General features: G+C 45.0%; 13 protein-coding genes. 7 read left to right on the plus strand and 6 right to left on the minus strand.

What is annotated here, in order from left to right:
• Positions 1 to 346: 346 nt before the first annotated feature.
• Both ACH59B_RS06940 and ACH59B_RS06945 read left to right on the plus strand, forming a co-directional pair.
• Positions 347 to 1,078, plus strand: a complete 732-nt coding sequence (locus tag ACH59B_RS06940; protein WP_016820641.1) for an HAD family hydrolase — start codon at positions 347 to 349, stop codon at positions 1,076 to 1,078.
• A gap of 137 nt (positions 1,079 to 1,215) precedes the next feature.
• Positions 1,216 to 1,896: a serine/threonine protein kinase gene (locus tag ACH59B_RS06945; protein WP_016820640.1), complete on the plus strand. Its 681-nt coding sequence runs from the start codon at positions 1,216 to 1,218 to the stop codon at positions 1,894 to 1,896.
• Positions 1,897 to 1,978: 82 nt separating this feature from the next.
• Here the strand turns inward: ACH59B_RS06945 and ACH59B_RS06950 are convergent, their stop codons facing one another.
• Both ACH59B_RS06950 and speD read right to left on the minus strand, forming a co-directional pair.
• On the minus strand, positions 1,979 to 3,397 hold the full coding sequence (locus ACH59B_RS06950; protein ID WP_404303519.1) for an NAD-dependent malic enzyme: 1,419 nt from the start codon (positions 3,395 to 3,397) through the stop codon (positions 1,979 to 1,981).
• A 249-nt stretch (positions 3,398 to 3,646) separates the two neighbouring features.
• The gene (gene speD / locus ACH59B_RS06955) at positions 3,647 to 4,453 is read right to left on the minus strand and encodes an adenosylmethionine decarboxylase (protein WP_058711818.1); all 807 of its coding nucleotides are present in this window, start codon (positions 4,451 to 4,453) and stop codon (positions 3,647 to 3,649) included.
• Between the two features lie 565 nt (positions 4,454 to 5,018).
• Between speD and ACH59B_RS06960 the strand changes: the two genes are divergently transcribed.
• The gene (locus tag ACH59B_RS06960; RefSeq protein ID WP_404303520.1) at positions 5,019 to 5,867 is read left to right on the plus strand and encodes a hypothetical protein; all 849 of its coding nucleotides are present in this window, start codon (positions 5,019 to 5,021) and stop codon (positions 5,865 to 5,867) included.
• An 84-nt stretch (positions 5,868 to 5,951) separates the two neighbouring features.
• Here ACH59B_RS06960 and ACH59B_RS06965 read toward each other — a convergent pair whose 3' ends face one another.
• The gene (locus tag ACH59B_RS06965) at positions 5,952 to 6,965 is read right to left on the minus strand and encodes an RluA family pseudouridine synthase (RefSeq protein ID WP_404303521.1); all 1,014 of its coding nucleotides are present in this window, start codon (positions 6,963 to 6,965) and stop codon (positions 5,952 to 5,954) included.
• Between the two features lie 224 nt (positions 6,966 to 7,189).
• On the opposite strand from ACH59B_RS06965, the gene recQ reads away from it, so the two are divergent.
• The 3 genes from recQ (at position 7,190) to ACH59B_RS06980 (ending at position 12,489) form a co-directional block, all read left to right on the plus strand.
• Entirely contained in the window at positions 7,190 to 9,088 is a 1,899-nt protein-coding gene (gene recQ, locus ACH59B_RS06970) for a DNA helicase RecQ (protein ID WP_025364353.1), read from the plus strand.
• Positions 9,089 to 9,138: 50 nt separating this feature from the next.
• Positions 9,139 to 10,995 carry a B12-binding domain-containing radical SAM protein gene (locus ACH59B_RS06975; protein WP_404303522.1) on the plus strand — a complete coding sequence of 619 codons (1,857 nt, stop codon included), beginning with the start codon at positions 9,139 to 9,141 and terminating at the stop codon, positions 10,993 to 10,995.
• 183 nt (positions 10,996 to 11,178) lie between these two features.
• Entirely contained in the window at positions 11,179 to 12,489 is a 1,311-nt protein-coding gene (locus ACH59B_RS06980) for an alkaline phosphatase (RefSeq protein ID WP_404303523.1), read from the plus strand.
• 230 nt (positions 12,490 to 12,719) lie between these two features.
• Here the strand turns inward: ACH59B_RS06980 and ACH59B_RS06985 are convergent, their stop codons facing one another.
• From ACH59B_RS06985 to ACH59B_RS06995, 3 genes are all read right to left on the minus strand, one after another.
• Positions 12,720 to 12,809, minus strand: a complete 90-nt coding sequence (locus ACH59B_RS06985) for a putative holin-like toxin (protein ID WP_305954445.1) — start codon at positions 12,807 to 12,809, stop codon at positions 12,720 to 12,722.
• A 138-nt stretch (positions 12,810 to 12,947) separates the two neighbouring features.
• Complete coding sequence (locus ACH59B_RS06990; RefSeq protein ID WP_016820632.1) at positions 12,948 to 13,553, minus strand: DedA family protein; 606 nt, start codon at positions 13,551 to 13,553, stop codon at positions 12,948 to 12,950.
• Positions 13,554 to 13,568: 15 nt separating this feature from the next.
• Positions 13,569 to 14,144 (minus strand): class I SAM-dependent methyltransferase, encoded by a 576-nt coding sequence (locus tag ACH59B_RS06995; protein WP_404303524.1) that lies wholly within the window; start codon positions 14,142 to 14,144, stop codon positions 13,569 to 13,571.
• Between the two features lie 287 nt (positions 14,145 to 14,431).
• Here ACH59B_RS06995 and ACH59B_RS07000 point away from each other — a divergent pair, with 287 nt between their 5' ends.
• Entirely contained in the window at positions 14,432 to 15,271 is an 840-nt protein-coding gene (locus tag ACH59B_RS07000; RefSeq protein ID WP_151255396.1) for a hypothetical protein, read from the plus strand.
• Position 15,272: the final 1 nt, after the last annotated feature.

A 15,272-nucleotide genomic window follows, 5' to 3' on the forward strand; every position in this document is an offset into this window, starting at 1 on the left:
TTATCCAAGTACATCTGTAAAGCGTTCATCCCTAAAAGGTACGTGATTTTACACGAAATGTAAACCTGTATGACGAATATTTTCAAAAATGTGACCTTTTACCCGTGTGCTATCAAAATAAAACGCTTTCGTTCAAATTAGGACAAGATGCCTATGTTAGCGCAGTAGTGAAGTAAAGTGAGTTTGCCAAAATGCAGTCTTTTCAGTGTATGTTATTATCTGAGAAGGGTGAATGACAGATACGGGCTGGGTAGGTCAGGGTGCAACGTAATAGGTCAACGGGTATAATATCAGGACAAGGTATAGAGAAGTGTCATCCAAAGATTTAACAGAAAGAAGTGGGCATATGAACTTGCAAAAGAAGGCTGTTTTTTTTGATGTAGATGATACGATGTACGATCATCTGCACCCTACACGTGATGCATTACGTACAGTATTAGGATTAAGTGAGCGTTTTCCATATGAGGAAGTCTACCACCGTATTCGCTATTACAGCGATTTACTATCGGCTAAAGGAGGACTATTGGAGGGGAAAGCAGGGCAGGAAGAACTGGATGAGATGAGGGAAGGTCGTTTTATTCTGGCTCTACAAGAATTCGGGGTAGATATTACCCGTGAGCAGGCAGTGCATGTCCAACAAGAATACTTGGATCGTCAGTACCGAATTGAGTCTTTTGAGGGGGCTACTTCGTTAATTGATGAATTGAGCTCGGCTGGCTATGTGGTTGGTTTAATTACGAACGGTCTTGAAGAACACCAGATGAGCAAAATTAAAGCCATGACACTGGAAAATCATGTTGCAGCAGAGCATATTTTTGTGTCTGGGACCGTTGGTTATGCTAAACCTGATCCGCGCATTTTCGAAATAGTGAACGAACGGACAGGAACTTTAGCAGAGCATTGCTGCTACATTGGGGATTCCTGGCGTAATGATGTGGCGGGAGCTATAGCTGCAAATTGGCAGGTCATTTGGTTCAATCACAGGAACGCTTTCCCGGAATCTGATGTGTCGGGGGCTTATAAAACCGCGGCAAGTTACACAGAGTTAAGAAAGCTGCTCCTGCCAGACGCACGTTAGACACGGTACATATCGTGTTATCCAAAAGAATCTAACCTATTTTGAAGCTATTTCAAAAGCTGGTCCGTAATACTATTTATCTGTTATAAATCTAACTTCATTTGAAATGGGTAGAACAGAGAAGGAGGGACCCGCGCATGGTAGAACCATGGAGGCAGGCAGACGACATCATAAGTCAAGTGACCGTATATAGTACGGAGGATAATGACCCAGTTACCATTAAAACAGCCACCCAAGGCGTACGCTGTATTGGCATTGGGACAGATGCGGCTGTATTTACACTCGATACGTTGCCAGGCTACGCGTTCAAGGTGTATTCAGACATGGCGATCGAAAAAAAAGATGCAGAAGCCGATGTATATGAGCGTTTGCAAGGGTCTGATTTTTTTCCTCATTATTACGGAAAAGGCGATAAGTATATTGTCATTAGTTACGAATCTGGTGTTACGTTGCTAGATTGCCTGCTGCAAGGAATTCCGGTGCCAGAGCAGGTCATTTTGGACGTGGAAAAGGCGAGGGAATTTGTTCGGTCCAGGGGACTGAATCCCCGTGATATTCATCTCAAGAATGTACTCATGCAAGACGGACGCGCCAAGGTATTAGACGTATCTGAATATGTAAAAGAAGGCGATGACAAGCGTTGGGAGCATTTGGTGTGGGCGTATCATACGTTCTATTCCGGTTTCTCTGAGGTTAAGGTTCCTTCATGGATTTTAGATACGATCAAAAAATGGTATTACAAGCTGGACAACTCCAGCATCAACCTGGAGGAGTTTGCCCAGCGTGCCAGTCAATTGTTTTCTAAATGGAAGTCATAACTGCTGTGAAGAGAATCGAAATACAGACCTAGCCTTCTATACAAAAGGATTGCACCCATTTTACGGGAGCAATCTTTTTCTTCTATCTGAAATCTCTAGGAACTCTTCTGGCTGTACCGCTCGCAATCGCAGCTTGAATCACCTTTTTACGCACCTGTTGTACGGCGCCCTCGTTAAATACACCCGGGATAATATACAGTTTGTTTAATTCATCGGGACGGATTGTGCTTGCGATGGCTTCTGCAGCTGCCAGCTTCATCTCTTCGTTAATTTCACGGGCGCGACAGTCCAGTGCTGCTCGGAATATGCCAGGGAAGCAAAGTACGTTGTTAATCTGGTTAGGATAGTCCGAACGTCCGGTGGCGATGACCCCTGCAATATCCTCGACCTCCTCTGGGTTAATTTCCGGAACCGGGTTCGCCATGGTGAACAGGACAGGAGCTTCCTTCATACGCTTCACGTCTTCTCGTTGCAATATTCCGCCTGCCGACAGACCGATAAACACATCTGCGTCCTTCAGAACCTCAGATAGCGTGCCGGACAGCCGCTCAGGGTTGGTATGCTGCGCATACCAGTTCCACATCGGGTGCTCATAGGTTTCATCAGCTGTAAGCGCACCGTGACGGTCTACACCAATAATGTTCACTGCCCCTGCAGATAGCAAAATTTTGGTACAGGCGACACCTGCAGCCCCGATACCGCAGACGACAATTTTGACGTCAGACAGAGCTTTGCCGACCACCTTGAGCGCATTAATCAGCCCTGCGTACAAAACAACAGCTGTGCCATGCTGATCGTCATGAAAAACAGGTATATCCAGCTCGTCACGTAATCGCTGTTCAATTTCAAAGCATCGTGGCGATGAAATATCCTCCAGATTAATACCGCCAAAGGCTGGGGCCAGTTGCTTAATAGCTTTAATGATTTCTTCCGTGTCCTGCGTATCCAGGCAGATTGGGAAGGCATCGACGGACCCAAGCTGCTTGAACAGCATGGCTTTGCCTTCCATAACCGGCATGGCTGCATACGGGCCGATGTTGCCGAGTCCGAGGACAGCGCTTCCGTCAGAGACGACAGCGACGGTGTTACGCTTAATTGTTAATCGGAAAGCTTTGTCTGGCTCCTCATGAATTGCCATGCATACGCGTGCCACATCAGGAGTGTATACCCGGGATAAGTCATCGCGGTTTTGAATCGGGACCTTAGGCTGCATTTCAATCTTGCCCCCGAGATGTAAGAGGAAGGTGCGATCAGAGATGGACAGTACCTTTACACCTTGTGCTTTTTTTATCCGGGCGATCATTCGGTCGATTTCTGCTGGATCAGCAATGGTGACTGTAATATCTCTCACAGTGGCCTTCTCAGAGGTGCGGATGACGTCAATGGCGATGACATCTCCGCCATGTTCGTTTACCAACGTAATCAATTGACCAAACTGGATGTGCTCGGTGGAAATTTCCAGTCGTAAAATAATATTTTTACCGCCAATACCGCCTTGCATGCAAATTCCTCCTTTGTCTTTTAAAACAAAATAGTGATCAATTGATTGCGCTTACAATCGGGAGCAAGTCTAAGATCTAGGCTGATAGTTTAAATTAGTGGTTTCTTCCCCTATCATAGTGAACATTCTTCCACTTGTACAGATCAAGCTGAGTAATATATATGATCTTGTATCCAAAAAAGACGAAAGCCCGGCTGAATTCCAGTCTAAGCAATCGTCCTTTGTATAACGAAATGATCCATTTTTGGTTTACGTCATATTTTTGCCGTAGTAAATTTCGTCCATTTCGATTTTGAGTCGTGTTGATATATTTTGTTGCTCTTTTTCACTCAGACTTTCTTTTGTGTAGCCGAACAGGTAGTTGTCCAGATCAAATTGTTTTAGCTTGCATTTGGTATGGAAAATATTTTCCTGATACACGTTTACGTCGATCATGTCATACTGATTGCGCACTTCGTCGGGAATATAGTTTTGAATCGAGGCAATGTCGTGGTCGATAAAAAGCTTATGACCATTCGTATCACGTGTAAAGCCGCGTACCCGGTAATCAATCGTCATAATGTCAGTGTCAAAAGAATGAGTCAGATAGTGAAGTGCCTTGAGCGGGGAGATTTCCCCACAGGTAGAAACATCAATATCTGCACGAAACGTGCTGATCCCCTCGTCTGGATGATATTCAGGGTAGGTGTGAACCGTAATATGACTTTTATCCAGCTGTATCACTACAGACTCAGGTAGGGGACCTGGTGATTCTGCATACGATTCATTCGGTACCTCCACAATCGGCCCTTCTGATATAAGCACTGTCACGCTTGCTCCTTGAGGGACATAATCCTGCTGAGCAACATTGAGTACATGGGCGCCGATAATATCAGATACATTTTTTAAAATAGCTGTCAGTCGATCCGAGTTATATTGTTCATCAATATATTCAATATACGCCTCGCGTTCTTCTTTGGTTTTGGTGTAACAAATATCGTACATATTGAAGCTCAATGATTTGGTCAAATTGTTAAATCCGTGCAGGGTAATCCGCTGTTCCGGTGTTATGGTCATAGGCTATTTCCCCTTATAGTCGCAGTATTCATACGTAATATTCCCAACGCGCCTTTTCATATACCGATTCATGCAATCCGTTTTGTAGCGGATAAAATAAAGACTTGAACATGTATGTTTTACCCGTTTGGTATCATTAAAAACAGGCAGATTCACTTGAGATCCTCTCGATTTTACATGTATGGGAATTAAACGTTAATATACTTTATTTCTTACTCAGCAATTTTTAAGTAACAGAGCTTATAATGTGGACTATGTATACAGGAAGGGAACGGAATTGGCAGAAGGTTCGTAGTACAACAAAAGATCTAGGTTCGTAATTCATGAATTTAATGTATGTTACCTTCATAATGCTGAAAGCTTAACCGAATATGATTATAGGCCCTAAAAAATAGTGATTTTGTACATTGCATAAAATGAGAAAAGCAACTTCAGCCACTGATATGCGTATAATGAAATAAACGTAACAAGCTAAGAATTATGAAGTTAAAATGAATTTTGATCGCAAACTCATTTTATAAACCTATCTCATGACTGTAAGAAAAACGGTGGAAGGAGTATCAAGATGCTGGCTTTGTCCGATCCGGCCTGGACTCTGCTCCAAGGCCCCTACGGTTCTTCTCAATACGTTCCAGAAATGTTAAAACAGCTCCAAGCCGGATATGATGGCGAAATGGCTGACACCTTGTATTGGGAGGAATTGTATCACCAAAATACGTTGTATACTTGTACTTTTGCGGCTGTACCTTACCTAGTAGACATTGCGCTAAAAAGTTCTGATATAGAGATTCGGGCAGATATATATACCATTTGCGGAATATTTGAAGCGAAAAATAATAATCCCTTACATACTAAAATCCCGTTGGAATTTGCAAGGGATCAGGTGGAAGTGGATTCTAGCCTGGCAGAATATATTTATACGCAATATCGAAGTGCCATCGTTCGCCTTGAAGAATTGACGGAAGAAATGGTGCTCTATGCGAAAGAACACGAAGAAGATGTCGGCAAGCGCTATGTTCTCGCTGCGGCTGCCGCCTTTGAGGGGTATCATTGCGTAGCCTATATGCTACAAACTTTTGATACAGGTGACGAATATATGCTGGATTGTCCCCATTGCGGTACCCCGCTCTATATTTGGCCTGATGAACAGGGTGACACTCTCGTTGTCTATGATAAAGACCCTGTCAGTTCAGGCAATCTAATCCCCTATCCGATTCGCCCCCGTTCTTTGGACCATAAAGGTGCCAATATACAGTGGCTATACGAATATGCTCAAAAAATAGATGAGAAATTACTTCTTGCCCAGTTACCTTACTTAAATGGCTGGGTAGAATGTCCAGTGTGTAATTCACCCATATATATATGGGATGAATTGATGAAAATGGCTGATGGTGTTCGGAGGTATACCGCTTAACCAACAAAAAAAGGGGGCTGTTTTTTACAACCCCCTAATTTCCTTTTGTGTTTTTACACTCTTCTTCGTGTGCTTCACTCCAGGCTACTCCCGAAATGGATTCAAAAAGCTTTTAGGAATGTCGGATTCAAAACGCAGCAATACTCCGGTGACGGGATGAATAAACGACAATACCTGTGCATGCAGACCAAGGCGGCCAATCGACTTGCTCTTGGAACCGTATTTTTTATCTCCAACAATCGGATGACCGATATCCTCCATATGCACGCGAATTTGATTTTTACGTCCGGTCTCCAAACGTACTTCCAGCAAAGAAAAATGCCGATTGGCCTGAAGCCGCTTGTAATGAGTGACGGCATGCTGGCCGTCATTCGGATAAGGACTGGAGTACATTTTCAGCGTCTTGCTTTCTTTCAGCCATGAGGTGATTGTGCCCGCGTCTTTTTTAACCTGTCCTTCTACGAGAGCAATGTATGTTCGTTCATACACAACTTCCTTCCACGCTTGTTGCATTTCCTGCTGTATGGCTTCGCTTTTCGCAAACATCATCACTCCGGATGTATCACGATCCAAACGATGCAGTACAAAAATACGGTTGTACGGATGCTCGCGTCGTACGTGGGCTGTAAGCTGGCGATACGCTGTGACTTCCTGTTCCTGCGCAGAAGCGACAGAAAGCAGCCCAGCATCTTTATGGATAACGATAATAGCTTCGTCCTCATGCAAAATACGCAGCCCGGTTAGCGGCACCACAGGAGCTACCTTTTCCTTGGAGAGCGCGACAGTCTGTCCTTGCTCCAGCGGAAAATTATGCACAGTACGAGGAATACCGTTGACGGAAACTTGTCCACGCGCCAATGCCGATTTAATGGAATTACGACCCATGCCAGTCACATGCTCAACTAAAAAGCTCAATAGCTCTGCAGGTTCCTGAACGATGTATGTTTTGGCAGGGGATTTATCCAAAGTATGGGTTTTCCGTTGAGCTTCCGGTCTATAGGAGCCAGATTTTCCGGCGGGTTTGTGATTGCGTCTGGAGTGGCTTGTGTTTGAAGTTGATTTTGTATGATTTTTCCTTTGAGGTTTCCGATTATTCATGGGTTCTTTCTCCTTCTTGGAGCCGTATCTCTTCATAGTTGTGGACCATTTGCGGCACCGTGTTCACTATATCATGAGAAAACAGCGAATGCCATAAGAGACTAAAACCCGATGGACAGACTTCCAGCGGTTGAACATTGCCCTTAACCCCGGTAAACTATAAGGTAACGAAAGAAAAGCCGATATGCGTCGAGGACGCTAGAAATATGAGGAGTTTTGAAACTATGAGTGTACAAGCACCAACATTGGAACGGGCGCAGGACTTGCTGCAAAAATTTTATGGCTATCCCGATTTCCGGGAGGGACAAAAGAAAATTGTGGCCAGTATGCTGGAAGGCAACGATACGCTGGGCATCATGCCGACAGGTGGCGGAAAATCGATATGCTACCAGATTCCCGCGTTGTTGCATGAGGGGCTGACCATTGTTGTGTCACCACTGATCTCGTTAATGAAAGACCAGGTGGATGCGCTGACCACGATGGGGATTGCAGCTGCCTATATTAATAGCACGTTGAGCGGTCGAGAAGTCAATGACCGTATACGCGCCGCACGGAACGGAGATTTGAAGTTGCTGTATGTCGCCCCTGAACGGCTGGAACTGGATTGGTTCCGGGATGAGATGGCTCAGTTACCGATCTCCTGCGTTGCAGTAGATGAGGCTCACTGCGTATCCCAGTGGGGTCATGATTTTCGTACCAGCTATCTGGCAGTGGCTCCATTCGTGGACGGGCTGTATGAACGTCCAATCGTAGCTGCGTTTACGGCGACGGCTACACCACAGGTTATGGATGATATCGTACGCCTGCTTCGTTTGCGCTCACCGGAAACGTTCGTTACGGGGCTTGGAAGGCCAAATTTGGCCTTCAGTGTGCTGCGAGGGGAGGACAAACGCAGCTTTTTACTGAATTATGCCCGTGAACATGAGGGTGAATCGGGCATTATTTATGCGGCGACACGTAAGGACGTGGATGATTTATATCAACGCCTGCGCGATGCTGGCATGGCAGCCGGACGTTATCATGCAGGAATGACAGATCAGGAACGTGCAGATAGCCAGGAAGGGTTTCTGTACGACGATATCCGTGTCATTGTCGCAACCAATGCCTTCGGTATGGGGATAGATAAATCAAACGTACGCTATGTCATTCATTACAATATGCCTAAAAATATGGAGGCGTACGTACAAGAAGCGGGACGCGCAGGACGTGATGGCGACCCGAGTCAATGTATTTTGCTGTTCGGACCGCAAGATATTGTGACCCAGAAGTTCCTGATTGAGCAAAATCCACAGGATGAAGACCGCAAGCGCAACGACTACCGTAAGCTCCAGCAGATGGTTGACTATTGTTACACAACTCGCTGCCTACGTTCAGCACAGCTGGAGTATTTCGGAGAAGCGGAGGAGCATGAAGCCTGCGGCATATGCAGTTCATGTACTGACGAGCGGGAACTGGTCGATATGACCATAGATGCGCAAAAGATTTTTTCGTGCATTCATCGTATGCGGGAGCGGTATGGGGTTTCCATGGTGGCCTCAGTGTTGAAAGGCTCGCGTAACAAAAAAGTGCTGCAGTATGGTTTTGACAGCCTGCCAACCTATGGCGTGATGGGCAACCGAACGGAGAAAGAAATTGCTGAAATTATCAATGTTCTTGTTTCGGAAGGCTATCTGATGCTGTCCGAGGGGCAATATCCAGTCGTCCGCTTGCAACAGCTTGCTGCTGAAGTGCTGAGAGGGCAGCGCGAAGTTATGCAGCGTGTGGTGCGGCATGCCACTGCATTTGCTGGTGGAGCAGGTTCACGCGGACGAAAGGGACGCGATACCTACCCTGCTGCGGTCAACGAAACTGTGTTTGAGCAATTGCGCTTAATCCGTCGCGATCTGGCCGCTCAGGAGCATGTACCGTCTTATATCATCTTCAATGATGCCACGCTGCGAGAGATGAGCGTAGCGAGTCCGCAATCCGAAGCAGACATGCTGCGGATCAAGGGTGTTGGTGAAGTGAAGTTCCGCAAGTATGGCAAGCCGTTTCTTGATTTCTTTCAAAATCAGGGGAATACCGGCGGAATGGTGAGCGAGGACGAGATTTTTGTAGACGATGTGTACGAGGATTTTGAATAGCTATACTAAGGATATAAGAGTTCATGCAAACTTATAGAAGGTTGTGACCTATGAAAGTCATTTTATCAACGTTAAACGCAAAATATATTCATACCTCGCTGGCCATCCGATGCCTCAAAGCATACAGTGAAAAGGATTTTGATATCGAGCTGGCGGAGTATACAATTAAGGACCCGGTGATGAACATCGTATCTGATCTGTTTCAACGGGGAGCAGATGTCATCGGTTTTTCCTGTTATATTTGGAACATTGAAGAGACGATTAAAGTCATTGATGTGTTGAAAAAGATTATGCCCGAGGTCAAAATTGTTTTGGGTGGCCCGGAGGTATCTTACGATACGGAGCACTGGATGAAGCGCTTGGCGAATGTGGATTTTATTGTTGTTGGTGAGGGAGAGGAAACCTTCCATCAACTGCTGCAGGAACTGGAAGGAGATCGCAAGTTTCATTTTGTATATGGACTGGCTTACCGTAAGGGAGAAGAGGTTATTATCATGCCGGGTCGCCCTAAAGCGGACTTGAACGAGCTGCCGTCTCCATATCGTTTTGCAGAGGATATCCCGGAGCTCGGGAAACGGGTTGTCTATTTTGAAACGAGCCGGGGCTGTCCGTTCAGTTGCCAATTTTGTTTGTCCAGCATTGAGGTCGGGGTGCGTTATTACGATATTGAGCGCACTAAGTCGGATATTCTGTATCTGATTGACAATGGGGCTAAATTGATTAAATTTGTGGACCGAACCTTTAATATTAAACGCGATTATGCACTGGAAATGTTCAAGTTTTTGATTGAAAATCACCGTGGCTGTGTCTTCCAGTTTGAGATTACGGCAGATATTATGCGTCCCGAGGTGTTGGATTATTTGGCGGAGAATGCACCACCGGGGGTATTTCGCTTTGAGATCGGTGTCCAATCAACGAATGATCCCACCAATGAACTGGTTAAGCGCCGCCAGAACTTTGCCAAGCTTTCACGCACCGTTACAAAGGTCAAGCAAAGCGGTAAAATCGACCAGCATCTGGATCTGATCGCCGGATTGCCATTGGAGGACTACAATACATTCCGTAAAACGTTTAATGACGTTTTTGCGCTTGGCCCGGAAGAGCTTCAGTTGGGCTTCCTCAAAATGCTGCGTGGTACTGGTCTGCGCATTGATGCTGATAAGTATAACTATACGTATATGGATGTTGCGCCGTATGAAATGTTGAGCAATGACGTCCTTTCTTTTGCCGACATCGTACGGCTCAAACGCTTGGAAGATGTATTGGAAAAATACTGGAACTCCCATCGTATGGACCATACGGTGAACTACCTGATTGAGCGTGAATTCTCGTCCGCCTTTGACTTCTTCCAGGAATTCGGGGACTATTGGGAAGGACAGGGCTGGCAAAAAATCGGACATCAGCTCGAAGACTTGTTTACCCGTCTCCAGTCCTTTTTAGAATCGCGGGGAACCAAGCGAATGGACATGGTACTTGGGCTGATGAAGCTTGATTATTTCCTAAACCATAAATATAAGCCGCGTAAAATCTGGTGGGAGCATACCTTGGAGAAGGACGATTGGTCCAGCTATATGAAAATGGTACTTCAGCACCCAGATGCGCTGTTGTCACCTGCGGCGGCAGATGTGAGCAAGGAAAGCACGGATGAGATGGATGTGGCTAGTCAACAGCCGCAGCCATACCGCGAGATGATCCCAGCCTTTGCTTCCTTGAAGCTGGGTGAAAAGGAACTGCAAAAGCACGCTGTGCTGGATGTCCTGCCGTTCAGTCTGGATCATATCCTGAGTGGTGGTAGCCCATTAACAGCCGAAGGCCGCACACTGTTGCTTGTAGTTTATCAGCAAAACGGACAGCAAAAACCGCTATACTACACCATGCCCATCGGTAAAAATATCGCCGCGATTTAATATAAACACCAGAAGACATCAACTCTTGGAATACCAGGAGTCGGTGTCTTCTTTTTTTATAAAATATAGATGACCACTTCAATTTTTTACATTCGGGAAACCTAGTGCTTTACGATTTTTTACAAAACCAATATATGATGAATTTATCATATATGAATATTAAATTTATTGGAGTGTGACCTTGTGAAAAAGCGTTCCATGAAAAAGAGTATCCTTGCGTTGAGTGCTGTGACTGTTTTGACTGTACCCTTATTATCTGCTGATATCCCTAAAGCTTTTGCAGCCGCGGCTCCTACGAAGTCCACTGTCGCAGAGTCCAAGGCACAGAAGGCTGTATCGGCTAAAGCGGATACTCCTAAAAACGTCATTCTTTTTATCGGTGATGGTATGGGAGAAGCCAGTCGTAACGCGATTCGCTTAGCAACGGTTGGAAAATCGGGATTGCTTGAAATGGACAAGATGCCTGTAACAGGCCTGGTTAGCACGAGTTCAGGGGACAACCTGGTTACAGATTCTGCCGCCGCTGCGACTGCCATTGCAACAGGTGTGAAAACGTATAACGGCGCGATCGGAATGGATTTGAATAAAAAACCAGTGACAACTATTATGGAGCTGGCTAAAAAAGCAGGCATGTCTACAGGAGTAGTGACGACAAGCCAAGTGACAGATGCGACGGGCGCTGCCTTTGGTGCGCATGTTGAGAAGCGCTCTGCTCAAAGCGAGATTGCCAAGCAGTATATTGAGAAAAGCAAGCTGGATGTGATTCTGGGCGGGGGTGAGGATTTCTGGTACCCTGCAGGAACAGCAGGCAAACATCCAGATGCACCGACAGAAGATCCTGAGGAAGCTAGTAAGGGAACTCAAGGAAATTTGGTGGAACAAGCGAAGAAGTTGGGCTATAGCTATGTGACAGACCAGGCTGAAATGAAAGCAGCCAAAGGCTCTAAATTACTAGGGCTGTTCGCCAATGAAGAAATGTTCCAAGCTCACAACAAACTAGGCAATTCTTACAACCCAACGGTTTCTTTACCGGATATGACAGCGAAAGCGATTGATGTTCTATCCAAAAACAAAAAAGGCTTTTTCCTGATGGTAGAGGAAGAAGGAACGGATGAGATGGCGCACGACAATGAAGGTGAATTAACCATCAAAGCCGGGCAGCAGCTGGATAAGGCTGTCAAAGTAGCTAAAGACTATGCCAAAGCGCATCCAGATACTTTGGTGTTAGTGACGGCAGACCATGAAACGGGCGGTTTGGCCATTGAAGGCGAAGATGCAGAGGATGAATCCGGTGAAGGTGTTTCCAAAGAAGACGGTCCTTTTACCGTAAAAGGCTCTGATGAGAAGTTTTATATCGACTGGACCACAGGAGGGCATACATCCGTTGATGTAGCGCTAACTGCAATGGGTCCGGGTTCCTCCCAATTTAGCGGGAATTACCCGAATACGGCCATTCATGATAAGCTGGTTAAGCTGCTTCAATTAAAAAAATAGCCTAGGGTGAGAGGGCTTATTCATCGCAGTATGAACCCTTAATTAATCCATTAATTTAGAAATTCGAGTAACAAAGACATGTAATTACGTAATAAAATCGGTTATAATAAGGTAAGAATAAATAAGGAGCCGTGCGCTAACACGACTCCACCATACAATAACTGCATAAAGAGCAGTCGGCCGCGTAAGATATGGTCGAGAATAGACCGTTTACCTTTGGTCAGGGCGGTCTATTTCTTTTTCATGTAGGTAAGTAACGCCAAAATGAACATACCAAACATGATCATTAAGGAGATAGCATCTTTGACCTCCATGGGCATCACCTCCCTTCTGGGAGACTAGCCGACCGCCCTTTATAGCCGCATATTGTATTAGAAAAGTATACCATAAATAAGGAATAATCAAAGTGATAAAATACTTAAAAACGTCTTTTTGACTTTGGTGAGCTTTATCTCAGACTAATCCTCCGTTGTTTTCTTCCCCCACACGAATTTCATTATAAAAAATATAATTGTCAGCATGATGAGAAGCAGTGCCACCTGCAAGCCATAACGATGAATCAATTCTCCTGCTGCTTGTACATGATCGCCAAAGAGACGTCCGAGCAAAAAGAAGATCAGCGTCCAAATCAAGCCCGTTGAATAAGAGAATAGAGCGTAGCGCTTAAAACTCATTTTATTGATCCCCACAATATAAGGGACAATGTGGCGAACGATCGGTAGCAAGTAGCTGATGCATATCGTGAAGTTTCCATACTTATGTACTAAATTTTCTGAAAAAGTAATGTACTTGTCCATTTTCTTCTTCCGGCGCAAACGATCCAAAATGGGTGTACCCAAGCTTCTCCCCAACACATAACCTAAGGATAGGCCTGATACAACCCCGAGATATACAATTAAAAAAGCAGGTAACGGATGAAGTATCCCCATGCTTGTTACGGCCCCGCCAGTCATCACTATAACTTCGTCTGGAATGGGCAGTCCCACAATTCCGAGCCATAGAGAGAAGAATAATGCTGCATAGCCATATTGTTCGATAATGGAAATCAAATATTCAACATCCATCCCCATACTCCTTTCTTAAGCTTTCTTTCGGCATACATACACGAATGCGGGTGGAACATTCATAGGTACAAACTTGATTTCTTCAATATCAAACCATTCACCTAACTGCTGTTTCATCTGTTTAGAGTATTGAAAGGCGACAAACATCCCTCCATCCCTGAGTGACCGATGAATTTGTTCTACGATTTGATCTCGCATCGCTTGTGGAAAGTTGAAGAATGGCAGCCCGCTGATTATACAGTCAAGCTGTTCAATTTGAGCATTTTTCATAGCAAGCTGAAGCTCACGCGAGTCGGAATAGCACAGATAATTCGGGAATCTTCTTTTTAAACTCTTCTGCATGGTCGGGTCCTTCTCAAAGAGCAAAACCTTAGGTTGAATTTTTGTCGTAGACGGGATGTATTGGGTAATTGCGCCTGTTCCAGCCCCAAGCTCAGCCACGGCATGAACATCACTCCATGGAATGGATTCTATCATATTTTTAGCTAAAAATCTGGAACTGGGTGTTACGCTACCCACATATGCAGGCGAGTACAAAAATTTGAATAGGAACATAAGTCTCTCGTGAACTAAATGACTAATACGGATCATACTTCTTTCCCCTACCTTCAATTTTCAAAATGCGTTCATTTATTCTCTGCTAAGAGTAACAAATTATCCCTTTACTTGCTCCTGTCTGGAGTAGGGCTCGGTTCCCCGTCCTGCGGAGGGGATTTTCCTTGACTATAGTCTAGGAAGAAAGAAAAGGAGTACAGTATGGGACAGTCCGAATTCATTCAGTTATCATTCAGCATTCTCTCAGGCTGCCTTCAGTTTTACAACCGATGAAAGAGAGGTGGGCAGCTAAAAATATTATGTACACTGAGAGGGGATCTACTTTGTCATTATCCATCAACAGGCATCTCATCACGACTTCGACTTCCTACGATAACTCGAATACGCTGAAGTCAAATGAGAATGGACTAAATAACGCGGGGCATACCACACACAAGAAATCCAGCGATTCACTCGAATTAAGTGCGGAATTTATGGAATACGCCGGAGGTATGCAGGCTCCGCTTCCTACGGAAAACTACAGTTATGGCTACAAATACGACCAGAATACTGTGGCGCTGACTATGGACGAACAGAAAGCGTTATTGTCAGATTTACAAAGTTACTTGACGTCTTCAAGTGCTTTATCTGAAACGAATGAAATCAATAACAGTACAAACAATCCTTTGGCTACAGTCAGCGACTTGTTATCCGGGGTGGATCTTTCGACAGCAACAGATGAGGAAGTATCAGATTTATTCGATAAAGTAGCTGAAACGATCCAGAATAACCGCCCTACACCGCCGCCTGAAGGTGACTCATTCCGACCTGAGGTTGATAGCAGCGGTCTGCCTCCAATGATGCAGGCGATGGGTGGAATTATGCCCCCATTCGCATGGAATATTCAGGAGATTACTCATCAAGAGGATAACACCACTACATCTGAAGAAGAGCATACCGTAGATGAAAAAAGATCCTTACTGAATGATTTGCAAAACGTCCTGAGTTCCGATCTTCTATCTGGCTCCATATCTTCAGAAACAGATGAGCAAACAGACCTGATTTCTGCATTAAAAAACGCTTGGGGAAACACAGATGAATCGAATGCGACAGATGAAGAAGTATCAGTTTTATTCGATAAAATTGCTAAGATTTTTGAACAATCTGTATCGTCTTCGTCATAAT

The organism is Paenibacillus sp. DP01 (assembly GCF_044784315.1).
In the GTDB taxonomy this organism is placed as follows: domain Bacteria; phylum Bacillota; class Bacilli; order Paenibacillales; family Paenibacillaceae; genus Paenibacillus; species Paenibacillus polymyxa.

Bases quoted from the DNA above. Each gene is read 5' to 3' on its own strand.
- ACH59B_RS06940 (WP_016820641.1), top strand. From the start codon at position 347: ATGAACTTGCAAAAGAAGGCTGTTTTTTTTGATGTAGATGATACGATG.
- ACH59B_RS06945 (WP_016820640.1), top strand. From the start codon at position 1,216: ATGGTAGAACCATGGAGGCAGGCAGACGACATCATAAGTCAAGTGACC.
- ACH59B_RS06950 (WP_404303519.1), bottom strand. From the start codon at position 3,397: ATGCAAGGCGGTATTGGCGGTAAAAATATTATTTTACGACTGGAAATT.
- speD (WP_058711818.1), bottom strand. From the start codon at position 4,453: ATGACCATAACACCGGAACAGCGGATTACCCTGCACGGATTTAACAAT.
- ACH59B_RS06960 (WP_404303520.1), top strand. From the start codon at position 5,019: ATGCTGGCTTTGTCCGATCCGGCCTGGACTCTGCTCCAAGGCCCCTAC.
- ACH59B_RS06965 (WP_404303521.1), bottom strand. From the start codon at position 6,965: ATGAATAATCGGAAACCTCAAAGGAAAAATCATACAAAATCAACTTCA.
- recQ (WP_025364353.1), top strand. From the start codon at position 7,190: ATGAGTGTACAAGCACCAACATTGGAACGGGCGCAGGACTTGCTGCAA.
- ACH59B_RS06975 (WP_404303522.1), top strand. From the start codon at position 9,139: ATGAAAGTCATTTTATCAACGTTAAACGCAAAATATATTCATACCTCG.
- ACH59B_RS06985 (WP_305954445.1), bottom strand. From the start codon at position 12,809: ATGCCCATGGAGGTCAAAGATGCTATCTCCTTAATGATCATGTTTGGT.
- ACH59B_RS06990 (WP_016820632.1), bottom strand. From the start codon at position 13,553: ATGGATGTTGAATATTTGATTTCCATTATCGAACAATATGGCTATGCA.
- ACH59B_RS06995 (WP_404303524.1), bottom strand. From the start codon at position 14,144: ATGATCCGTATTAGTCATTTAGTTCACGAGAGACTTATGTTCCTATTC.